We start from the raw sequence: 17,145 nt of genomic DNA on the forward strand, positions 1-17,145 counted from the left end.
ACTCGATAATTAGCGCCCATATCACAGGCAGGCATTGGCACAGAGTGTAGTGAAATGCTCGATACCTGTGACACTAGGATTGTATTCAAGACTTGGAGTGATCAGTGACAGCAACAGTTGAGCAAAAAGCGACCAATGTCCATTGGCATGAGGGTGATGTGACCCGAGAAAACCGGGCGAGTCTCCTCGGCCACAAAGGCGTGACTCTCTGGTTCACCGGCCTTTCGGGCTCTGGTAAGAGTACTGTGGCTGTTGCTGTAGAGAAGGCTCTCGCTGCTCGTGGCGTGCTCAGCTACCGTCTTGATGGCGATAACATTCGTTTGGGCATCAATTCAAACCTCGGTTTCTCTGCAGAGGATCGCCAGGAAAATATCCGTCGTGTAGGCGAAATTTCCAAGTTGTTTGCGGATACTGGCGTGGTTGTTTTATCCAGTTTTATCAGTCCCTACCGTGAAGATCGTGATTTAGTAAGAAAGATGCACGAAGCAGGTGATCTTCCATATATGGAGGTGTTCGTAGACTGTCCTCTGAAAGAGGCTGAGGCACGCGACCCCAAAGGCTTGTATAAGAAAGCTCGCGCAGGTGAGATCAAAGGCTTTACTGGTATTGATGATCCCTATGAGGCACCTGTTTCACCAGAATTGCACCTGAATACTGCTGAAATGACTCTTGAGGAGGAAGTAGAAGTGATTCTCTCCACTCTCCAGGAGAAAGGTATTATCGCTAAAGACTAGTCGGTACTGCTTTCGAAAGGGGGATCACTAGATCCCCTTTTTTTGTTTTTGTCCTAAAGATATTTACGCTTCTGCGCACCGCTCTACAAGTCCTGCCTCTCTTTAAGTCTTCCTCGGCGCCAACTGCCAGTAGCCTTGGACATCCGTTCATATACTCAAGCAGTACAGAAAGTGATGTTTCCTGTGGAGGCGCTTATGTCCGTTAGGAGAGGCTGGATACTCTCTATTTTGCTCTTAGTGCTAGTGGGCCTGGGGGCAGCAGCTTGGTATGGGTATAACCAGCTGCCAAAAGTTCACGGGAGCGTAGATGCTCCGGTGTTGAAGGTTCCTGAAGGGGTGCTGGACTATCAACCTGCGCCAGCTTATTCCGGCCCTCATCCCCGAATGATGTCCCGCCCGCCTGAATATTTCCCATTTCCTATTGGCTTGGGAGAAGTGGGGCCTGTAGAGACGCTATTCAGTGGTCCAGCCAGGTACCCTTTATATTGCGGGAAAAACAATATTACAAATAAGCAGCCCTTGGTAGACAATCAGGATGGGGAAGGGGTGCCTATCTTTGCTCAAAATGATAAAGGCAGGAAGACAAAAGAGGTTATTGGGTATAGCCGGGATTGCAGCCACGCTACAGAGGTTACCTATTTTTACCGTAGTACCACTGATGGTCAGTTTCACTATATGCATGAGGCCAGAAATGATATCGATAAGGTGACGGTAAACGGGAAGCAGGTAGATTTTATTGTTCGTGTAGAGACAGGCACGATCAACCGTCACTTTTATGCAATAGCAGTATTAAGGGGAGGGGGTGAGTCTGCAGGCAGGCCAAGTGGTAGTAACTGGAATAAGCGGCTGATCTATCAGTTTCGTGGTGGCGTAGGCATTGGAGGGCGCCAGGGAAAAATCAACAAAGGAGATATCACCACGCGGCGAATGGATGAGCTTGCGCGCGGTTATGCGATTGTCTATTCGACTGCCAATCAGACTAGAAACCACTATAACATGTGGCTGGCAGAAGACACTGCTCGTAGGGTGAAAAAGCAATTTGTATCGTTATATGGGGAGCCAATGTACACCGTTGGTATTGGGGGGTCAGGCGGAGCGATCCAGCAGTATCTATTTGCGCAGAATGCACCGGGCCTCTTAGATGCCGCTATCCCCTTGTATTCCTACCCAGATATGGTGTCCCAAATAATTTATGCCTTCGACTGTGAGCCACTGGAGTACTTCTTTGACATTGTGGATAGGCAGAATCAGCGCTGGAAAAAAGCAGAGGAGCGTACGGTTATCCAGGGGTTAGCTGCCAGTGAGAATGGTTCAAGTAAATTTGGAGTGTTGAGCTTTTTCGCCGGGATTTTTGATAGTCGCTACCGAGATAGGATACAAGGAACCACTGAATGCGTCGAAGGGTGGCGAGGCTTAGTACCGTTGGTTAATAACCCTAATTTTGTTCATTTTGCTAAGAGCTTCGCTGCTGAGGTTGTCCCACAAGTGCATTGGACGCACTGGGAGGACCTTCGTCAGTTTTATGGTGCAAACGCATCAGGGTACGCAAATAGTTCTTGGGACAATGAGGGGGTGCAGTACGGCCTGAAAGCCCTTGTGAACGGCGAAATCAATATAGATACATTTTTACGTGTCAATGCTGCTGTAGGTGGCTGGAAAGCGCCAGAAGACCAGAGCCAAGAGCAGTTGTGGTTCATGAATGGGAATATGTTTCCGGTTCGCTTGTCCCTTTGGAGCGAGCAAAACCTCAATATGGGAACGCTCCAAAAGCCGGCGAAGCGCAGTCGCGCAAGTCTGGAGGCTATTAATGGAATATATCGTTCCGGGCACGTTTTCCTGGGGGATGTAGAGATCCCCATTATTGATTTGCGGCACTACCTCGATAAAGAGCCTGATATGCACCACAGCTCTGCCTCTTTTTCTGCACGCGAGCGTATTCGGCGTGCCCGTGGACATGCGGAGAATCAACTGATTTGGATGAGTGATAAAGGCTACAACCCGCTGCATGAGGCGCTGGATTTAGTTGACCGTTGGATGCAGAGCATCATAGAAAACCCAGGTAAAGGTGTAGTGGAAAACCGTCCGGATGATGCCAATGACCGATGCTTTGACAAGGAAGGAAATTTGCTAGCGTCTGGAGACAAGGTCTGGGATGGACCATGGAATAGCCAAGCCCCCGGGAAGTGTATGAGGGTATACCCGATTCATAGTACATCAAGGCAAGTGGCCGGGGCGCCAGTAACCGATGATATCTTTAAGTGTGCTCTACAGCCGGTTGAGCGGGCGTTGGCGAAGGGGATCTACGGTCCATTCACTGAGGAAATTTCCAGTCGTGTGGCAGATCTAAAGAGAATATTTCCTACCGGTGTGTGTAATTACAACGAGCAAGACTTGGCCCGCCCAAAAGAGCAGCTGATACCGAGGGGGATCCCAGTGAAGATAGCTGGGCATCTGTTAGACCCAGACTACAGGCAGGGTAAGGTCTTGCAGGGGGCAAGTACTGAAGACGCGGAAATGAGGGGGGTCCCTGTCTCATTACCAGACGAATCGGATGGAAATTAATCAGACGTGATTATTTGGCGCGAAAATTGTTGACAGAAATCTACAGTCGGGTAATATTCGCCTCGCTCAAGGGGGCACGGCCCCTAAAATAAAGAGCACCGGGTGGTTAGCTCAGTTGGGAGAGCGACGGCCTTACAAGCCGTAGGTCACAGGTTCGACCCCTGTACCACCCACCAACTTCCACAGAGGAAGTTTACTACCGAGGACCGGTAGTTCAGTTGGTTAGAATGCCGGCCTGTCACGCCGGAGGTCGCGGGTTCGAGTCCCGTCCGGTCCGCCAGATCTAAAAGGCTCCCTCGGAAGAGGGGGCCTTTTTTTTTGGCGGAAAAATAGGTTTTTGAGGGTGCTTTTAGAATTCTGCCTGGTCTGGCTGACTGCTTGCCTTGTGGGCAAGGCGAGTTATTGGGGTTAGATCTGTGGTTTATTTTGTCGAGTATAAACTGGTCCGATAGAATTGATTTTCCGCAGAGGTAATTTGTCTTTACCGATTGAGAGTGTATTGAGCGGTTAATTGCAAATTCCCAACTTTAGCCTGATGGGTTTGAGTGTTGCCAGGAATGTTGTGGAGCAGTGTCTGATTATTCTGACCTGGAGAAGGGAAAGCCCAGTAATGGCTCGTTTTATAGGCTCTGGAGGCGATTTTCGGTTAGATGAAAAAGGAAAGTGGGTAGAGGGCCTGTTTTTTAGGGTGATTGGTTTCGGCGATTGTTTTTGGTTTTGTTGATAGCAGTCGGCTGAGTATGATCTGCTTAATGGGTAAGGTTGGCCGTTGTGATGGTGTGATTTTCGGTAAATATTGTCCCATTTTTTATCTATTAATTATAAGCCTCGGTTCAGAAGAGGCTGCTCGGTTTTATTTTGTTACGTGGTTTTTCAGACATGACGGGTAGAGGGGGGTGTATCGTTCGGAGTAATGGCTTCTCGCTTTGATCAGTAACGCTTGGCAGTGTGACATTACGGGTAAGTTTCTGAATATCTACCTGCTAGAGGGGGTGTAAAAATTCGCTATCTAACTTGCCTTAATTTGGAGAGTATTGTCGATGCAGCACGGGCAGTCCCTTACCAGCGAGTCGATAGTGATCAGTTTTTCGGGGTTGAAGTGTGGGTTCGTCGGGATGATCTGCTGGACCCGCTAATTTCAGGAAATAAGGCTTACAAGCTCCTGTACAATCTAATCGAAGCTGACAAGAAGGGTGCTGAAGTCCTGGTCACTTGCGGTGGTGCCTGGTCGAATCATTTGCATGCTACAGCAGCAGCGGGGGCACGCTTTGGGTTTCGTACAGTTGGTATTGTTCGCGGCCAGCGACCACCCGTGATGAGCGGTATGCTTCAGGATGCGGAGCGGTGGGGGATGCGGTTGGTGTTTATTTCTCGGCAAGAGTATCGGCTTCGTCATCAGCCTGATTTTTTGAGGCGAATTGGGCTAGCGTCCAGTTGCGGACTCTACATCCCCGAAGGTGGAGCCAACCTTGCTGGAGCAAGAGGCGTGAGCCTGCTGGGGCAAATTATCGAAGAGACGGCCCCGGTTAAATTTGACCAACTCTGGGTGGCCTGTGGTACCGGGTTAACTTTGGGGGGGGTGGCCGCATCGGTAGGCAGTTGCCCGGTATATGGTGTTGAGGTGCTAAGAGCACGGGGCGGGATTAGGCGAGAGGCGCTACATTGGCGGGCAGCGTTATCGCAAATTAAAGACTCTGGTGATTCGCGTATTGCTGAGAATGACATCCGGCTGACCAGTCAGTATCACTGTGGCGGCTATGGCAAGTACCCTGTCTCACTGTTGGATTTCCATCAGTCTTTTGAGCGTCAGTCCGGTATCCCTTTGGATCCAGTGTATACAGCAAAGCTTTTTTATGCTCTTTCTCAAGAAGTTCGTGCTGGCCGCATTTGCCGTGGATTTAAGGTGTTGGCGCTTCACTCTGGGGGACTGCAGGGTCGGCGCGGATTCTATCGTGCCACTTGAATTAAAAGTGTGGCCATTCTGTAGAACGCAGCCTTTGACTTGTCGTTCTAAATTCGACTCACGTACCAAGCTAAGGCATAATTGCCTGTCACAATTGGCTATGCATGCATAATGAAATTGCGTGTCAGTTAGGTTGGCTGCGGATTATAGGGTCCCGGCGTGGGAACTCAGAGGGCGAGCATTGTCAGAATTTCAAAATATTGGACTGATCGGACGCACTGAAAGCAGTAGCGCTGTAATGTCACTTACTCGTCTGATGGCTTTCCTAGAGAAGGAGGGTTATTCCATCGTATTGGAGGAGGAGACGTCAACCGCAGTGAGACACAGTGCACGCATCTCCCCAAGAGATAAGTTGGGTGAACTCTGTGATTTAGTCATCGTTGTTGGTGGCGATGGAAGTTTGCTCTCTGCTGCTCGAGCTTTAGCTAAGTTCAGCGTGCCTCTACTTGGTATAAATCGCGGCCGCCTGGGATTTCTTACCGATATAACTCCTGACGAGGTTGAGCAAAAAGTTGGTGAAGTTTTAGCTGGAAAATATATGGCCGAAAGCCGTTTCCTGCTCGATATGTCGGTTTCAAGAAATGGTAGTTTGGTTGCCAAAGGCTCTGCTCTGAATGATGTGGTGCTTCACCCTGGCGAATTTATTCGAATGATTGAGTTTGACTTATTTATCGACGGTCAATTTGTGTATACGCAGCGATCAGACGGGCTCATCATATCGACACCAACAGGTTCGACAGCCTACGCCCTTTCTGGGGGGGGGCCAATAATGCATCCAAAGTTAGATGCGATTGTTTTAGTGCCCCTGAATCCGCATACCCTTAGTAGCCGTCCGATTGTAGTGGAGGGCAGCAGTGAGTTTGAGCTCATTATTGGCGAGCAAAATATAACTAAGCCATATGTTACTTGTGACGGCCATGACCAAGTAATCACAAAGCCGGGCGATCGAATTCGAATTCATAAAAAGCCGCATCGCTTAACGCTCATACACCCCCTGGAACATAATTTTTATGGAATATGTCGTTCCAAACTTGGCTGGGCTGGTGGTGCATAAGCATGCTCTCTACCTTAAATTTATCCTATTTTTCTAGGTTGTGATTTATATGCCGAAATATAGCAATGTATTTGTAATTACTTATGGGCGCAGCGGTTCCACTTTGCTTTTGGGTATTCTGAACTCTATAGATGGATATTTAATAAGAGGTGAGAATTTTAGTTTCGTCTGGCATTTATATAAAGCATTTTGCTCACTAAAAAAAACGGAAAAAGAGTTTGGCGATTCACGCTCAGAATCGCCTACATCTCCTTGGTATGGAGCTAGCAAGGTAGACCTTGAGACGTATTTAAAATCAACAAGAAAAACTATTTTAGAGCAGTTAAATCGTGACAAGGGTCTTTTTAAAAAGAGAGCTAAAGTTGTAGGATTTAAAGAAATAAGATACATCGAGCCTGATCAGGTTGAGGAGCTTGAAAGTTATTTAAAGTTTCTAAGATCAGTCTTCGACAAGCCGGCATTTATTTTTAACACGAGAGATCTGGCGGATGTAGTCAAGTCCAGTTGGTGGAAAAATTATAATGAAAGTACTGTCAGGAAAAAGCTTGGTAATGCTGAGGAAAGATTCAATCTGTTGGCAGACAAATATGACGATTGCTTGCTGGTCAGCCATGAGGGAGTTGTTTCCCGTAGAGAAGTTAAAGGTATATTTGATTTTTTAGGTGAAGACTTCCATGAAGACAAAGTGGAAAATCTTTTAAAGGTTCGGCACAGTTATTAAGTTTTAGAGTTTAAGCGGGCTGGTGAGATGGTGTTTTACAGTGAAAGGTAGATGATGAATATCAGCCACTTGTTAGTAAGTACGTGAAATGTAGCCGGCGATTGTTGAGTTTTCAACGGTATTTTGATGGTAGCTCTCTAGGCTGTAAGGCGTAACGAAGGCCCGGTCGTAAGAAAGGTTGTATCATGAGTTTATGATGTTTTCTGCAAATAGATCAACTTTATACGTGAAAATTAATAGCAGGCAGCAGTTATGGAAGTTTTAAAGAGAGTTATTACATTTGGAACTTTTGATGTGTTCCACATTGGGCATGTAAATATTTTAGAGAGAGCAAAGGAGTTGGGAGCATACCTGGTTGTAGGCGTTTCCTCTGACGCCCTAAATATTAGTAAGAAGGGGCGTCCGCCAATTTACAATCAAGATGACAGAATGAAAATTGTTGAGTCACTTCACTGCGTTGATGAGGTCTTTCTGGAGGAGTCCTTGGAGTTGAAGGGGCAGTATATTAGGCAGTACGATGCAGATATTTTAGTTATGGGAAATGACTGGGAAGGTAAGTTTGATTGCTATTCAAATATCTGCAAGGTCCAGTATTTTTCTAGAACTGAAGGGATATCGACATCAAAAATAATCAAGCAAGTGGCCCTTGACTTCAGTTGATTTGATATAAATACACCTGCTTTATTGGTAATCGAGTTTAGATAATCACTATGAAAATATGTGTATTTAGCCTTAGCCTAAAAATGCAAATGACAGGTATTGATAAGGTTGCTGTAGAAATTTGCAATGAAATGGTGTTAAGAGGCCATGAGATAGTTTATATAACTGTTCAAGGCGAGTTTAAGACGGAGTATCTTAATTTAGACGAACGAATTAGGTTACACTTAATCAATAAAAATTATAGTAATAGCAACATAGAAAAATTGCGCTCTATATTGCTGGCTGAAAGCCCTGATGTAGTTATTCCAATGTTTAGTAACTCCATTGTAACTATTTTTTTAGCGGCTCTCCGTGGGACAGGGATCCCTTTGATCCTTTCAGAGCATAATGACCCAAAACATTACGTCGATCAGTGGTGGACATTTGGGAGGGGTAAAGAGGAAAGGGCTCGCACAAGGCTAATGACCCTGCACGCTGCAGATAGAATTCATTTGTTGAATCATAAATTTGCAGATGATTTGCCGGATTTTTTGAAAGGCAAGCTATCAGTAATTCCAAACTCAGTGCCTATGTTGGTTGGCGATCTTCCTAGCTTTAACAGTAGAGAGAAAATAGTTGTATCTATTGGGAGATTAGAAGAGTCTTCAAAAAGTCTGAGCGTACTTATTCATGCATTCTCTATATTGAAAGATAAACTTAATGGTTGGGAGTTGCATATATATGGCGATGGTCCTGACAAAGAGAGTTACAGAAAAATTATTTCTCAAAAGGGGCTTCATCAGCATGTGAAGCTGAAAGGGTTTACGGAAAATCCTGAAGAGGTTATTGGAAGATCAAAAATTTTTTGCATCCCGTCAGTTTTTGAAGGGTGTCCCTTAACTTTGATTGAGTCGAAAGCACTAGGCGTCCCGGCTATAGGTTTTCAGGATTGCACGGCAGTGCAGGAGATGATCCATCATGGTGTAGATGGATTGTTAGTACAAAATCGTACTTCATCAGCGCTTTCCATCGCGCTTGAAACTCTCATGAAGGATGGGGAGTATTTGGAGTCACTATCTAAAAATGCTCTGCAAGATGCGAAAAAATATGACAGGAATAGAGTATTTGATCAGTGGGAGAATATGATTGAAGGAGTTGTACAGCAGTCCAAATCATATGGCTCTAAACTTGACTCGATATCTAACTATAACCTTCAGCAACAGCTTGACTTTGAGTTGGATGAGCTAACAAGTAATTACTCCTATCAGAAGAGGCTGCCTTCAAAGAATAATTTGAGAGATTGGAGGAAAGCGCAGCGCTACATTAATGAAGTTGAGCGGTCATACTCATGGCGCATCACTAAACCGTTGCGATTGGGGAAGTTTCTTTTAAAATCTTTAATTAACTTTCGCGAGTCTGTCAAGAAAGTAGCGTTAAGGAAAGTGATTTTCAGAAACTGGTTGCTCCGAAAAATAGGGGGAATGCTGCCCTCTCGAGGCGTAGTCTTTATTGATGTGCCTGGTTTTCAGGATATGAGAACTACTTTTGGTGATTTTTTTGAAAGCGAGTGCTTTTATGAGAATATACCGTATCCTTTTATTAAAGAGCTAAATATTGCCCGGGCGAAAGTTATTGTTTCTGCGTGTGGCGCAGTAAAATCTACAGTTAACCAAAGGGCAAATAGACTTGAATTGTGGCATGCTAGCGGGGCAGTAAAATCTGTAAATAACCGTTCTTATAAAAGAATTTCTTCTAAATATATAATCGCCTCTCCTTCAGAGGATATGCGTAAGGAGTATGCGAAATTCTTTAATGTCAGCATTAAAGATGTGCTTCCTGTGGGTGTCCCTAAGACCGATAGGCTTGTTTGTTCGTCAAGTCTTGAAAGTATGAAGGATAATTTTTATTCGATGAATGAAAATTTAAAGGGAAAGAGAGTGTACCTGTTCGCACCTACATTTCGCGGGCGGTGGCCCTCAGATGTTTGGTATGATTGTAGGTTGGACTTTTTAAGGATGGCGTCCCATCTGCAAGAAGATGAGGTGTTTCTGGTTAAACTGCATCCGTCTATATTTGATTACAATGGGCACCATAATATTGAGTTTGTGGACGAGAAGGTTATTGATGCACGTGACTATTCAATAGAGCAATTATTGGCTGTTTCTGATGCGGTCATCACAGATTACTCTTCAATAATATTTGATTCTGTACTGGCAAACAAAAAGTTAGTCTTATATGCAGAAGATATAGATTTGTATGCTCTTGATCGCGGGCTCTCATATGATTACCGAGGGCTTGCTCCATGTCCAGTTATGGAAACTCCTGATGAGTTGAAGTTGTTAAATTTCCTCAGGGAAGGGGTCGTAGATCAATATGCGTATGAGTTATTTAGAGACTATTTTGTTGGTTGTTGTGATGGGGACTCTACTTCAAGGGTTCTTGGGTTAATAGGCGAGTTGTCAGGTAAGAGGCATGGTAAATCCAAAAGTTTCGATAGTAGTTCCAGTGTACAATACAGAGAGTCTCTTGGATGAGTGCTTAAAAGGAATAGTTAATCAAACATATAAAAATTTAGAAATTGTAGTAGTTGATGATTGCTCTCCGGATAGAGCTGTGGATGTTGTTAAAAAGTGGCAGAAGAGAGATGCTAGAATTTCTCTTGTCCAGCACGAGGAAAACAGGGGTTTACCTGCTGCTCGAAATACTGGGTTAAAGCATATAACAGGGGACTACGTGAGGCATGTGGACAGTGATGACGTGATTCCGCACGACTCCACTGAAAAATTATTGAGGCGAGCACTTGAAACTGGAAGTGACATTATTTGTGGTAATGCCGCACGCTTAACCGCTGAAGGAGTAAGGAGGGAACCGTGGCTCGCTAGGCATATGGAAAATAAAAGTCATTTGAAGTTTGGAGAAGAGCCAAACTTATGGCCGCACTTGGGCAACGTATATATTTATCTTTTTGATGTCAAATTTTTGTTAAAGCATGACTTATGGTTTCATGAGCCGGTTATGTATGGTGAAGATCAAGTTTTTGTCAGTCAAGCAATGCCACTAGCGGGGTCAATTTCCTATTGCCCGAGTTATACTTATTTTTACCGAGATAATGGCGATTCAATGACGTATGGGTTGTCTATTAAAAAAATTGAAGACGAACTTGCGTGGCCTATTCTTGTTAGAGAGAACCTGAAAGACCACCCAGACGCTTTTCTATATACAATGATGAGGAGCTCAAAGCATCGCTTTAAGACAATAATGGATGCGCTCCCCGTATACGGAGAAGAGCAGTGTATCAAGTTTATAGATATGGCGAAACGGTGTTATGAGGGGATTCGTACAGTCGATTTATACTCAGCAGGTACACAACACCTGCATCACTATTTTAGACCAAACACCATACACCTTTTAAACTTGTTCTTAAATGAGGATGCTAAAGATATTTATAAGGTCTTGAAGTCGGAAAAAAGTAACAAGTTAATTTTTGAAGATTAGCAAGTAGGATTTAAATTAATTAAGAGTTGAGTTTTATTCTAACTGCTGTTGATAGTCGAGCCGATAACTATGTAATTAATTAAAGTGTAAGTTATGCCACTTGCTCTTGTTGGTCTTTGGCTTTGAGCAGGGGGTAAGGTGCATGTTGTAGCAAAATCTGTATGGGCCGTCCATGCGAGTATAAAGGGAAAATGAGTTTCCCTCTTAATTATTAATGGTTGTGATTGTAAGCCAGGGGAGATAATTTCCATGTTTGCCCAACTTCGTGTTAGATATTAAGTATGGTGATTTGTGCGAAATTTTCTCACTAGCTTTACAGCACTGGTTACCTTTCACCGGGAGGGGCTTCTTGCGCATAAAACCCTCCTTTCTATAGATCGGTGCAGACGATTCGCTGAAAACCATGGTATTAAGTGCAGGATTTTGTGTTCGGCAGACAAGGCTGATGAATTGACGGTAAGGACGCTGCGGGCCTCCCCATTTCTCAGAGAAGATGATTCTGTGCTAGAAGTAAATCTAGGAGATTTGGGGGAATCTCGTAATCATCTAATAGGAGTTGCTGAAAGTGATTTTGTTGGTACATTTGACGGGGATGATTACTTTTCAGAAAACTGGATAACTCAAGCGGTTGAGTTAGCGGCGGCGAACGAGCTGTATATTTGCCACCCTGAGATCATTATAACTTTCGGCAAAGAGAAGCAATGGTGGCGTCAGCCTGATCAGATTGCGGATCGCGTAGCGAAAGAGGCCCTCCTTAAGTTAAATCCCTGGAATGCTTGCATGGTAACTAATTTAGCATTAGCTAAAGAAGTCCCTTATCAGCCGGTTGCAGTTGAATCGGGTTTGGGGTTTGAAGACTGGCAATGGAATGCTGAAACTATGTCTCTTGGAAAAATTCATCGTTCGGTCCCAAAAACGGTTAGATATGAGAGAAGAAAAGTGTTTGGATCGCTATGTAAATCGCATGAGGACGGCGGGGCTACTATAGGTCGGTCTAAGATATTCGATTAAATCAGGTCATGTATATTCTTTATGGTAGTGAGCCCCCCCAAGCTGGAGTTGGGATTTTTATTGATTATTTTTAAGCTTTACATATGCTAAACAATTTAATTAAGAGGTTTTTCAGTTTTATTAGGGGGCTCTATAGCCTTGTTAGAGCAAGGCTCTCCAAAAATATACCCGAGTGGGCTGTTGTCGACCTTACATCCGTATCTAGGGAGATTGATGAGAATGTTTGGAGGGATAAAAAGGATATTTCCTCTATACAGCATATCAACCTACCCTTGGATGATAAAAAGCTTGGGCGCCATTATTTTCTCCTGAAGTCGTCATTGCGGAAAAAATCTTACTCGTATGTATTCATATCGCAAAATTTAGAGGCCGCGCTAGATTTTGCATCAAAATATTTCAAAAGTGAGGGGCTGAGCATAGAAAGTGGTAAGGCCTTGTTTGTACTGGTAGGGGAGAAGAAAAGCTACCCCCTTAATTCTCTTTGCTCTTCTTTTGATGTGGTTAGTGTTGGAAGTCTAAACTTAAATCTTACTGATTTAAGTTGTTTGGTTGAGCGTTTACTCATTCAGCTTGGGCCAGAGAGAATTTTATTGGTTAGCTCTTTATTGTGTTGGCGGCTTCTGAGGAATAGAGTCCGAACTTTGCGGTATTTTTCAGAGGTGGCTGTCTATTTTCCAGAAAACGGTGATACCCACGATAAATTGCCAGATTTATATCTTGAAAACTGTCTAATTGAATGTATGCCATTTTTAAATTGTTTAATTTTTTCTGATCATAGAATGATGGAACGCTGGCAGGCGAGTCTAGGTTATTTTGATGGCGTGCTACTAAATAACAAGTAAGTACAATTGTTTTAATGATTGATTTTTAACTTTTTGTGGCCGCGTTAATATTTTGGCTTTTAGGGCGTGAGGCTGAGTTCTCTTTGGCTGCGTTAGGTTTAAGTATAAGGTTCAATGGATAAGCAAATATTTACAGTATGTACGACAGATCGCATAAACGGTGCCTTGGCGCTGTTTGATTCTTTGAAAGAGGCTAGCTTTTCAAAGTTTTACGTATTTTATATTGGTGATATGTCTGGTTGTAGGTTTGAACTGGACCCCAGAATAGAATTTGTTTCTTCCCGTGAAGTGATTGGGGAAGGCGGGGAGTATCAAGGGAAATATGAACTTCTTTCTTTGACTGAACGGTGTTGTCATTTGAAAGTGCATGCCCTCCATTATATGTTGAAATTAAATGGTGACAGAGATGTCTCGCTGCTTTACGCGGATTCAGACATATATTTCTTTGATAATAATCTTGAGTTTATGGAGGGTAGTTGGAGTGTATTGCTAACCCCTCACCTTACGCCTGACAACCAGAGAGATGCCTCTGAGTGGGCTACATTGATGAAATCAGGTACATATAATGCTGGTCTCTTTGTCGTGAAAGCGGGGGCGGTGGGGCGAGCTTTTTGCGATTATTGGATAAATTGCGTAAACACAGATTGCTCAATAGATTATTTTAGAAATGTGAATGCAGATCAGAAATGGTTAGATCTCGTGCCTACACTTTTTTATGGAGTCAAAATATCTAATGATGCAGGCTTAAATCTGGGACATTGGAGAGTTGACAAGACTGATGAGGTTAGCTGTCAGGGGGAAGTGTTTTTTGTTGGTGATGCGATGATTAGATGCTTCCATTTTAGTGGATATTCTTTTGGTCAGTTACCTTTAGTTTCTTGTCACTCGGCGTTGATGGCAGAAAAAGGTTCTGCGTTGCGGAGGATGGCTGAAACTTACTCCTCAAAAATGGAGATGTACAAAGAATTTAATCAGCCTTTGGGGTTCAAGCTAGGTAATAGGTTTCGCTTTGCAAAGTTTCTATTCAGGCTTAGGAATTTGCTTGTCAAGTTTGTTGTCTAGGTGTCAGCCATTTAAGCTGGATGTATAATTTTCTTTTATTTCACCATTGAGTCCACTTCATTTGATGGTTTTAATCCCTGATGGTTTAGGTGGGGAGTGCAGTTCTCCCCCCCCTAAAATGACAAAAAGTGTGAGTTTGAAAGGCGATTCTCCCTGGTGCGAGGGTTACTATTTATTTATTTGAGCTTTCAATTTTTTGTTTTTGTTATTAATTTTAGATAAGAATTGAGCAATGATGTTTTCTGCATCATTAACAATACTAGTCATGCCGGGTTGTTTTTCGCAATAAGCTATAGGGGGATTTGAAATCACTGGTGCAAGTGTGCGTAGAGCAAGGTGGTTGTAGAGTTTGGATAGGTATCTTGTAATTGCTCTCTTGTTCCTGCTTAGTATAGGGCCGCTTTTTTGTCCTCCGGAAATAGATTCTAGGCTGTCTGATAAAGAATGCCTTAAACCAGGTAGTTGATTTCTACTTAATATTGATAAAGCATATATTCCTGCCATGCTTGGCGTTATATTTTTTCTATTTGTGAGGAAGGGGAGTTCACGGACCTCCTTGGGTAAATCGAAGTTGCTTAAGAGATCTTTAATGATACTCTGCTCATTCCATTGTGAGCTTTCGTAGGGGCGAGTGACTACTGATGAGGGGAATACCGCATTCCACTTGGTAAGGAACCGGGCCTTTAAAGCCGCCGAAAAGACACTTCGATCTAATAATGCGGGCGTATAGATAGCGAGTCTATATTGCTTCTTGAATGAATTATATGACTGGGCACTCTTTAGGCGCTGAAGCACCCCGGATTCTAAATACTGGTCCGCACTACGAATATAAGCTAGTATTTGGGTATTTTTATGATTTAGCCAGCCGTGAAACCTTAATATTTCTGCCTGGTTGAGCATGCAGAATGCTTCAGAGCTAAGAATTATATGGGCAGGCCTCTTACTGAGAAGACTATTTAGCTCTTGCCAGCCAGGCCCCTTCTCGCCACACTGAACCTCCTTCGCTAAAATCTCGTGGTTAATATGCTTTCCCTTAAGCCTTGGGTAACAGACTCCGTGTTCGAGCAGAGCTTTACGATTTTGGCTTAGGGTAGATTGGATCGCTGTAGAGCCAGCCTTGTCTGAGCCGATATGTATATGAATTTTCATGAGTTTTAGCTGGGGCCTGCGGAAGGGGCAAGTGCTTATCAGTGCTTCCTAATTTGTTGATTTAAGCTGTAACTGATCTTAATTTTGGCATAGTCGCTAATTATAGGCTGGGCTGATTCAATCCCTGTAGTTAATCTTTACTTGAGCCCTAATCTACACTACAGCATTCGAGAGTCTTAATTCATAAGGGGAGTGCTGTTTAATGTAGTTTGCTTTTTAGATAAATGTTGAAGAAGAAAATACAGTCGCACTCTTACGCGGGTATTACTTCTGACTCATAAGCTTTAAGGACTTCTTGTGTGTTCCCAATTATTTTAACCTTACCATTTTCAATCCATAACACTCGATCACATAGGTTGTTTAAGGTTTGAGTAGAATGGGAAACCAATACCACGGTCTGGTTTGACTGGACCTTAGCTTTCAGCGCTTTCGCTGACTTTCTCTTGAACTCTTTATCGCCAACCCCAAGGATCTCGTCTAGAAGGAGAATATCGGGTGTAGCATGAATGGCTGTTGCAAAGCCGAGGCGCGCTTTTTGGCCAGCAGAAAAAGTGCCGACAGGCTCTCTGATCACCTCGCCAAGCCCCGAAAACTCTTTGATATTTGGGATTAGCTTTTTGGCCTGCCGAATGCTGCTTCCCTGAGTTACCAGGGCCATAAGCGCATTATCAGCGCCGCTTAAATTTTTATTGAACCCTAGCCCTAAAGATAATAATTGGGAGTTAATGCGTGGGGAGCGGATAATTTTACCCGAATTAGGGGCAATGATATCGGCTAATAGTTTGAGCAGAGTCGATTTGCCAGCGCCATTACGCCCAATAACTCCAAGAGTCTCACCAGGAAATAAGTCAAATGAAACATCTTTTAGTACCCATTTGCGCTTTGAAAACAGGCTTACTCTACCCCGGTAAGCCAAGCCTACTTTGCAGAAGGTTAATATGGGTGAGCTCATAGCAAAACCCTTGGATATGTTTTATCAAGAGCCTTGATTAGAGTGAGCGCTAAAAGTAAAGATAAGCTACCAAAAAGAAATGGATACATGAGATCACCGAAGGATGGTATTTCGCCTTCAAGTAAAATCATTCTGTAGTTATTAAGTACTTCAGCAAATGGGTTTAGCATAAGCAGCTCCTGAACATCTGGGGGGCGGCTATTGATGTCAAAAAATATACCTGAAGTGAATAGCACTCCAGTAATGCCCAAGGGTACCAAGTGTTTGAGGTCTGGTATCAGTGGAATTGTGGCAGCAGCAAGCATGCTGACCCCAAGGTTAATGACCAACTGACAAAAAATAATAGGTATAAGCCCTACCCATGCTATCGTTGGGGGGAGCCCTGACAGCCAAAGCACTCCGCCCAATATTGGCAAGACGCACAGGAATCTTAAAAGCATTGATAGGTTAATTGAGCAGGGGAAAATCCACTTGGGCAGATAAAATTGGCCAAGTATACCTTTATTGTTGAGTATCGATTCGGCACTACCGCTAATGCTAGATGCAAACCACTTAAACGGCAGCATGCCACAGAGAAGAAATACAAGAAAACCGGTCCCTGCTTCGCCGCCGCGAAACCCAGATGAGAATGCGAAATAGAGTAGCCCTGTGAGGAGAAGCGGCTCCATTACCCACCAGATAGTTCCCAAGTAGGTATTTTCCATGTCCGCCTTCAAAGCGTTAACGCCTCTGAGCCAAACAATATTGAAGTAATTCTTAAGCATCCAGGTGTAACTGTTACAAGTAGGTATGGCATTATAAATGCACTGTAGCGGCAAATATACAGTAACAGCTTTAGAAACAACAGCTTACATGCTGTAGACTAGTACGTTGAATTTGTAAAGGCCATATGTTTTGGTACAAAAAGTAAGTGCAGCTCACTGTTATAGGACATTCCTCCCTGAAACCCAGGGGGGACTGG

14 protein-coding genes and 2 tRNA genes are annotated in these 17,145 nt (G+C 43.8%); 13 read left to right on the top strand and 3 right to left on the bottom strand.

Translation table 11 applies throughout. The features are described from left to right. Positions 1–104 precede the first annotated feature (104 nt). From cysC to ACJJI6_RS02495, 13 genes are all read left to right on the top strand, one after another. Complete coding sequence (cysC, locus tag ACJJI6_RS02435; protein ID WP_444914152.1) at positions 105–734, top strand: adenylyl-sulfate kinase; 630 nt, start codon at positions 105–107, stop codon at positions 732–734. 195 nt (positions 735–929) lie between these two features. After that, positions 930–3,296, top strand: coding sequence for a DUF6351 family protein (locus ACJJI6_RS02440; RefSeq protein WP_475712406.1), 2,367 nt, complete (start codon positions 930–932; stop codon positions 3,294–3,296). A gap of 100 nt (positions 3,297–3,396) precedes the next feature. Next, positions 3,397–3,472: transfer RNA gene (locus tag ACJJI6_RS02445), tRNA-Val, on the top strand. A gap of 27 nt (positions 3,473–3,499) precedes the next feature. Next, positions 3,500–3,576: transfer RNA gene (locus ACJJI6_RS02450), tRNA-Asp, on the top strand. Between the two features lie 744 nt (positions 3,577–4,320). Further along, positions 4,321–5,259, top strand: a complete 939-nt coding sequence (locus ACJJI6_RS02455) for a 1-aminocyclopropane-1-carboxylate deaminase/D-cysteine desulfhydrase (protein WP_475712407.1) — start codon at positions 4,321–4,323, stop codon at positions 5,257–5,259. A gap of 181 nt (positions 5,260–5,440) precedes the next feature. Then, positions 5,441–6,313: an NAD(+) kinase gene (locus ACJJI6_RS02460; RefSeq protein WP_475712408.1), complete on the top strand. Its 873-nt coding sequence runs from the start codon at positions 5,441–5,443 to the stop codon at positions 6,311–6,313. A gap of 49 nt (positions 6,314–6,362) precedes the next feature. Continuing rightward, the gene (locus ACJJI6_RS02465; RefSeq protein WP_475712409.1) at positions 6,363–7,034 is read left to right on the top strand and encodes a hypothetical protein; all 672 of its coding nucleotides are present in this window, start codon (positions 6,363–6,365) and stop codon (positions 7,032–7,034) included. A gap of 252 nt (positions 7,035–7,286) precedes the next feature. Further along, positions 7,287–7,694 (top strand): FAD synthase family protein, encoded by a 408-nt coding sequence (locus tag ACJJI6_RS02470; RefSeq protein WP_475712410.1) that lies wholly within the window; start codon positions 7,287–7,289, stop codon positions 7,692–7,694. Positions 7,695–7,744: 50 nt separating this feature from the next. Then, positions 7,745–10,207 carry a CDP-glycerol glycerophosphotransferase family protein gene (locus tag ACJJI6_RS02475; RefSeq protein ID WP_475712411.1) on the top strand — a complete coding sequence of 821 codons (2,463 nt, stop codon included), beginning with the start codon at positions 7,745–7,747 and terminating at the stop codon, positions 10,205–10,207. Then, the gene (locus tag ACJJI6_RS02480; RefSeq protein ID WP_475712412.1) at positions 10,146–11,168 is read left to right on the top strand and encodes a glycosyltransferase family 2 protein; all 1,023 of its coding nucleotides are present in this window, start codon (positions 10,146–10,148) and stop codon (positions 11,166–11,168) included. Before ACJJI6_RS02475 ends, ACJJI6_RS02480 begins: the two co-directional genes overlap by 62 nt. Before the next feature lie 501 nt (positions 11,169–11,669). Beyond that, complete coding sequence (locus tag ACJJI6_RS02485) at positions 11,670–12,179, top strand: glycosyltransferase (RefSeq protein WP_475712413.1); 510 nt, start codon at positions 11,670–11,672, stop codon at positions 12,177–12,179. A gap of 83 nt (positions 12,180–12,262) precedes the next feature. Continuing rightward, positions 12,263–13,021: a hypothetical protein gene (locus tag ACJJI6_RS02490; RefSeq protein ID WP_475712414.1), complete on the top strand. Its 759-nt coding sequence runs from the start codon at positions 12,263–12,265 to the stop codon at positions 13,019–13,021. Positions 13,022–13,135: 114 nt separating this feature from the next. Then, on the top strand, positions 13,136–14,083 hold the full coding sequence (locus tag ACJJI6_RS02495; protein ID WP_475712415.1) for a hypothetical protein: 948 nt from the start codon (positions 13,136–13,138) through the stop codon (positions 14,081–14,083). A 168-nt stretch (positions 14,084–14,251) separates the two neighbouring features. On the opposite strand, the gene ACJJI6_RS02500 is transcribed toward ACJJI6_RS02495, so the two are convergent. From ACJJI6_RS02500 to ACJJI6_RS02510, 3 genes are all read right to left on the bottom strand, one after another. Then, on the bottom strand, positions 14,252–15,232 hold the full coding sequence (locus tag ACJJI6_RS02500) for a hypothetical protein (RefSeq protein ID WP_475712416.1): 981 nt from the start codon (positions 15,230–15,232) through the stop codon (positions 14,252–14,254). Positions 15,233–15,485: 253 nt separating this feature from the next. Next, a complete protein-coding gene (locus tag ACJJI6_RS02505; protein ID WP_475712417.1) occupies positions 15,486–16,184 on the bottom strand; it encodes an ABC transporter ATP-binding protein in 699 nt (232 codons plus the stop codon). Further along, a complete protein-coding gene (locus ACJJI6_RS02510) occupies positions 16,181–16,888 on the bottom strand; it encodes an ABC transporter permease (RefSeq protein WP_475712418.1) in 708 nt (235 codons plus the stop codon). Before ACJJI6_RS02510 ends, ACJJI6_RS02505 begins: the two co-directional genes overlap by 4 nt. Positions 16,889–17,145 lie beyond the last annotated feature (257 nt).

Source organism: Microbulbifer maximicatervae (SeqCode), assembly GCF_056232625.1.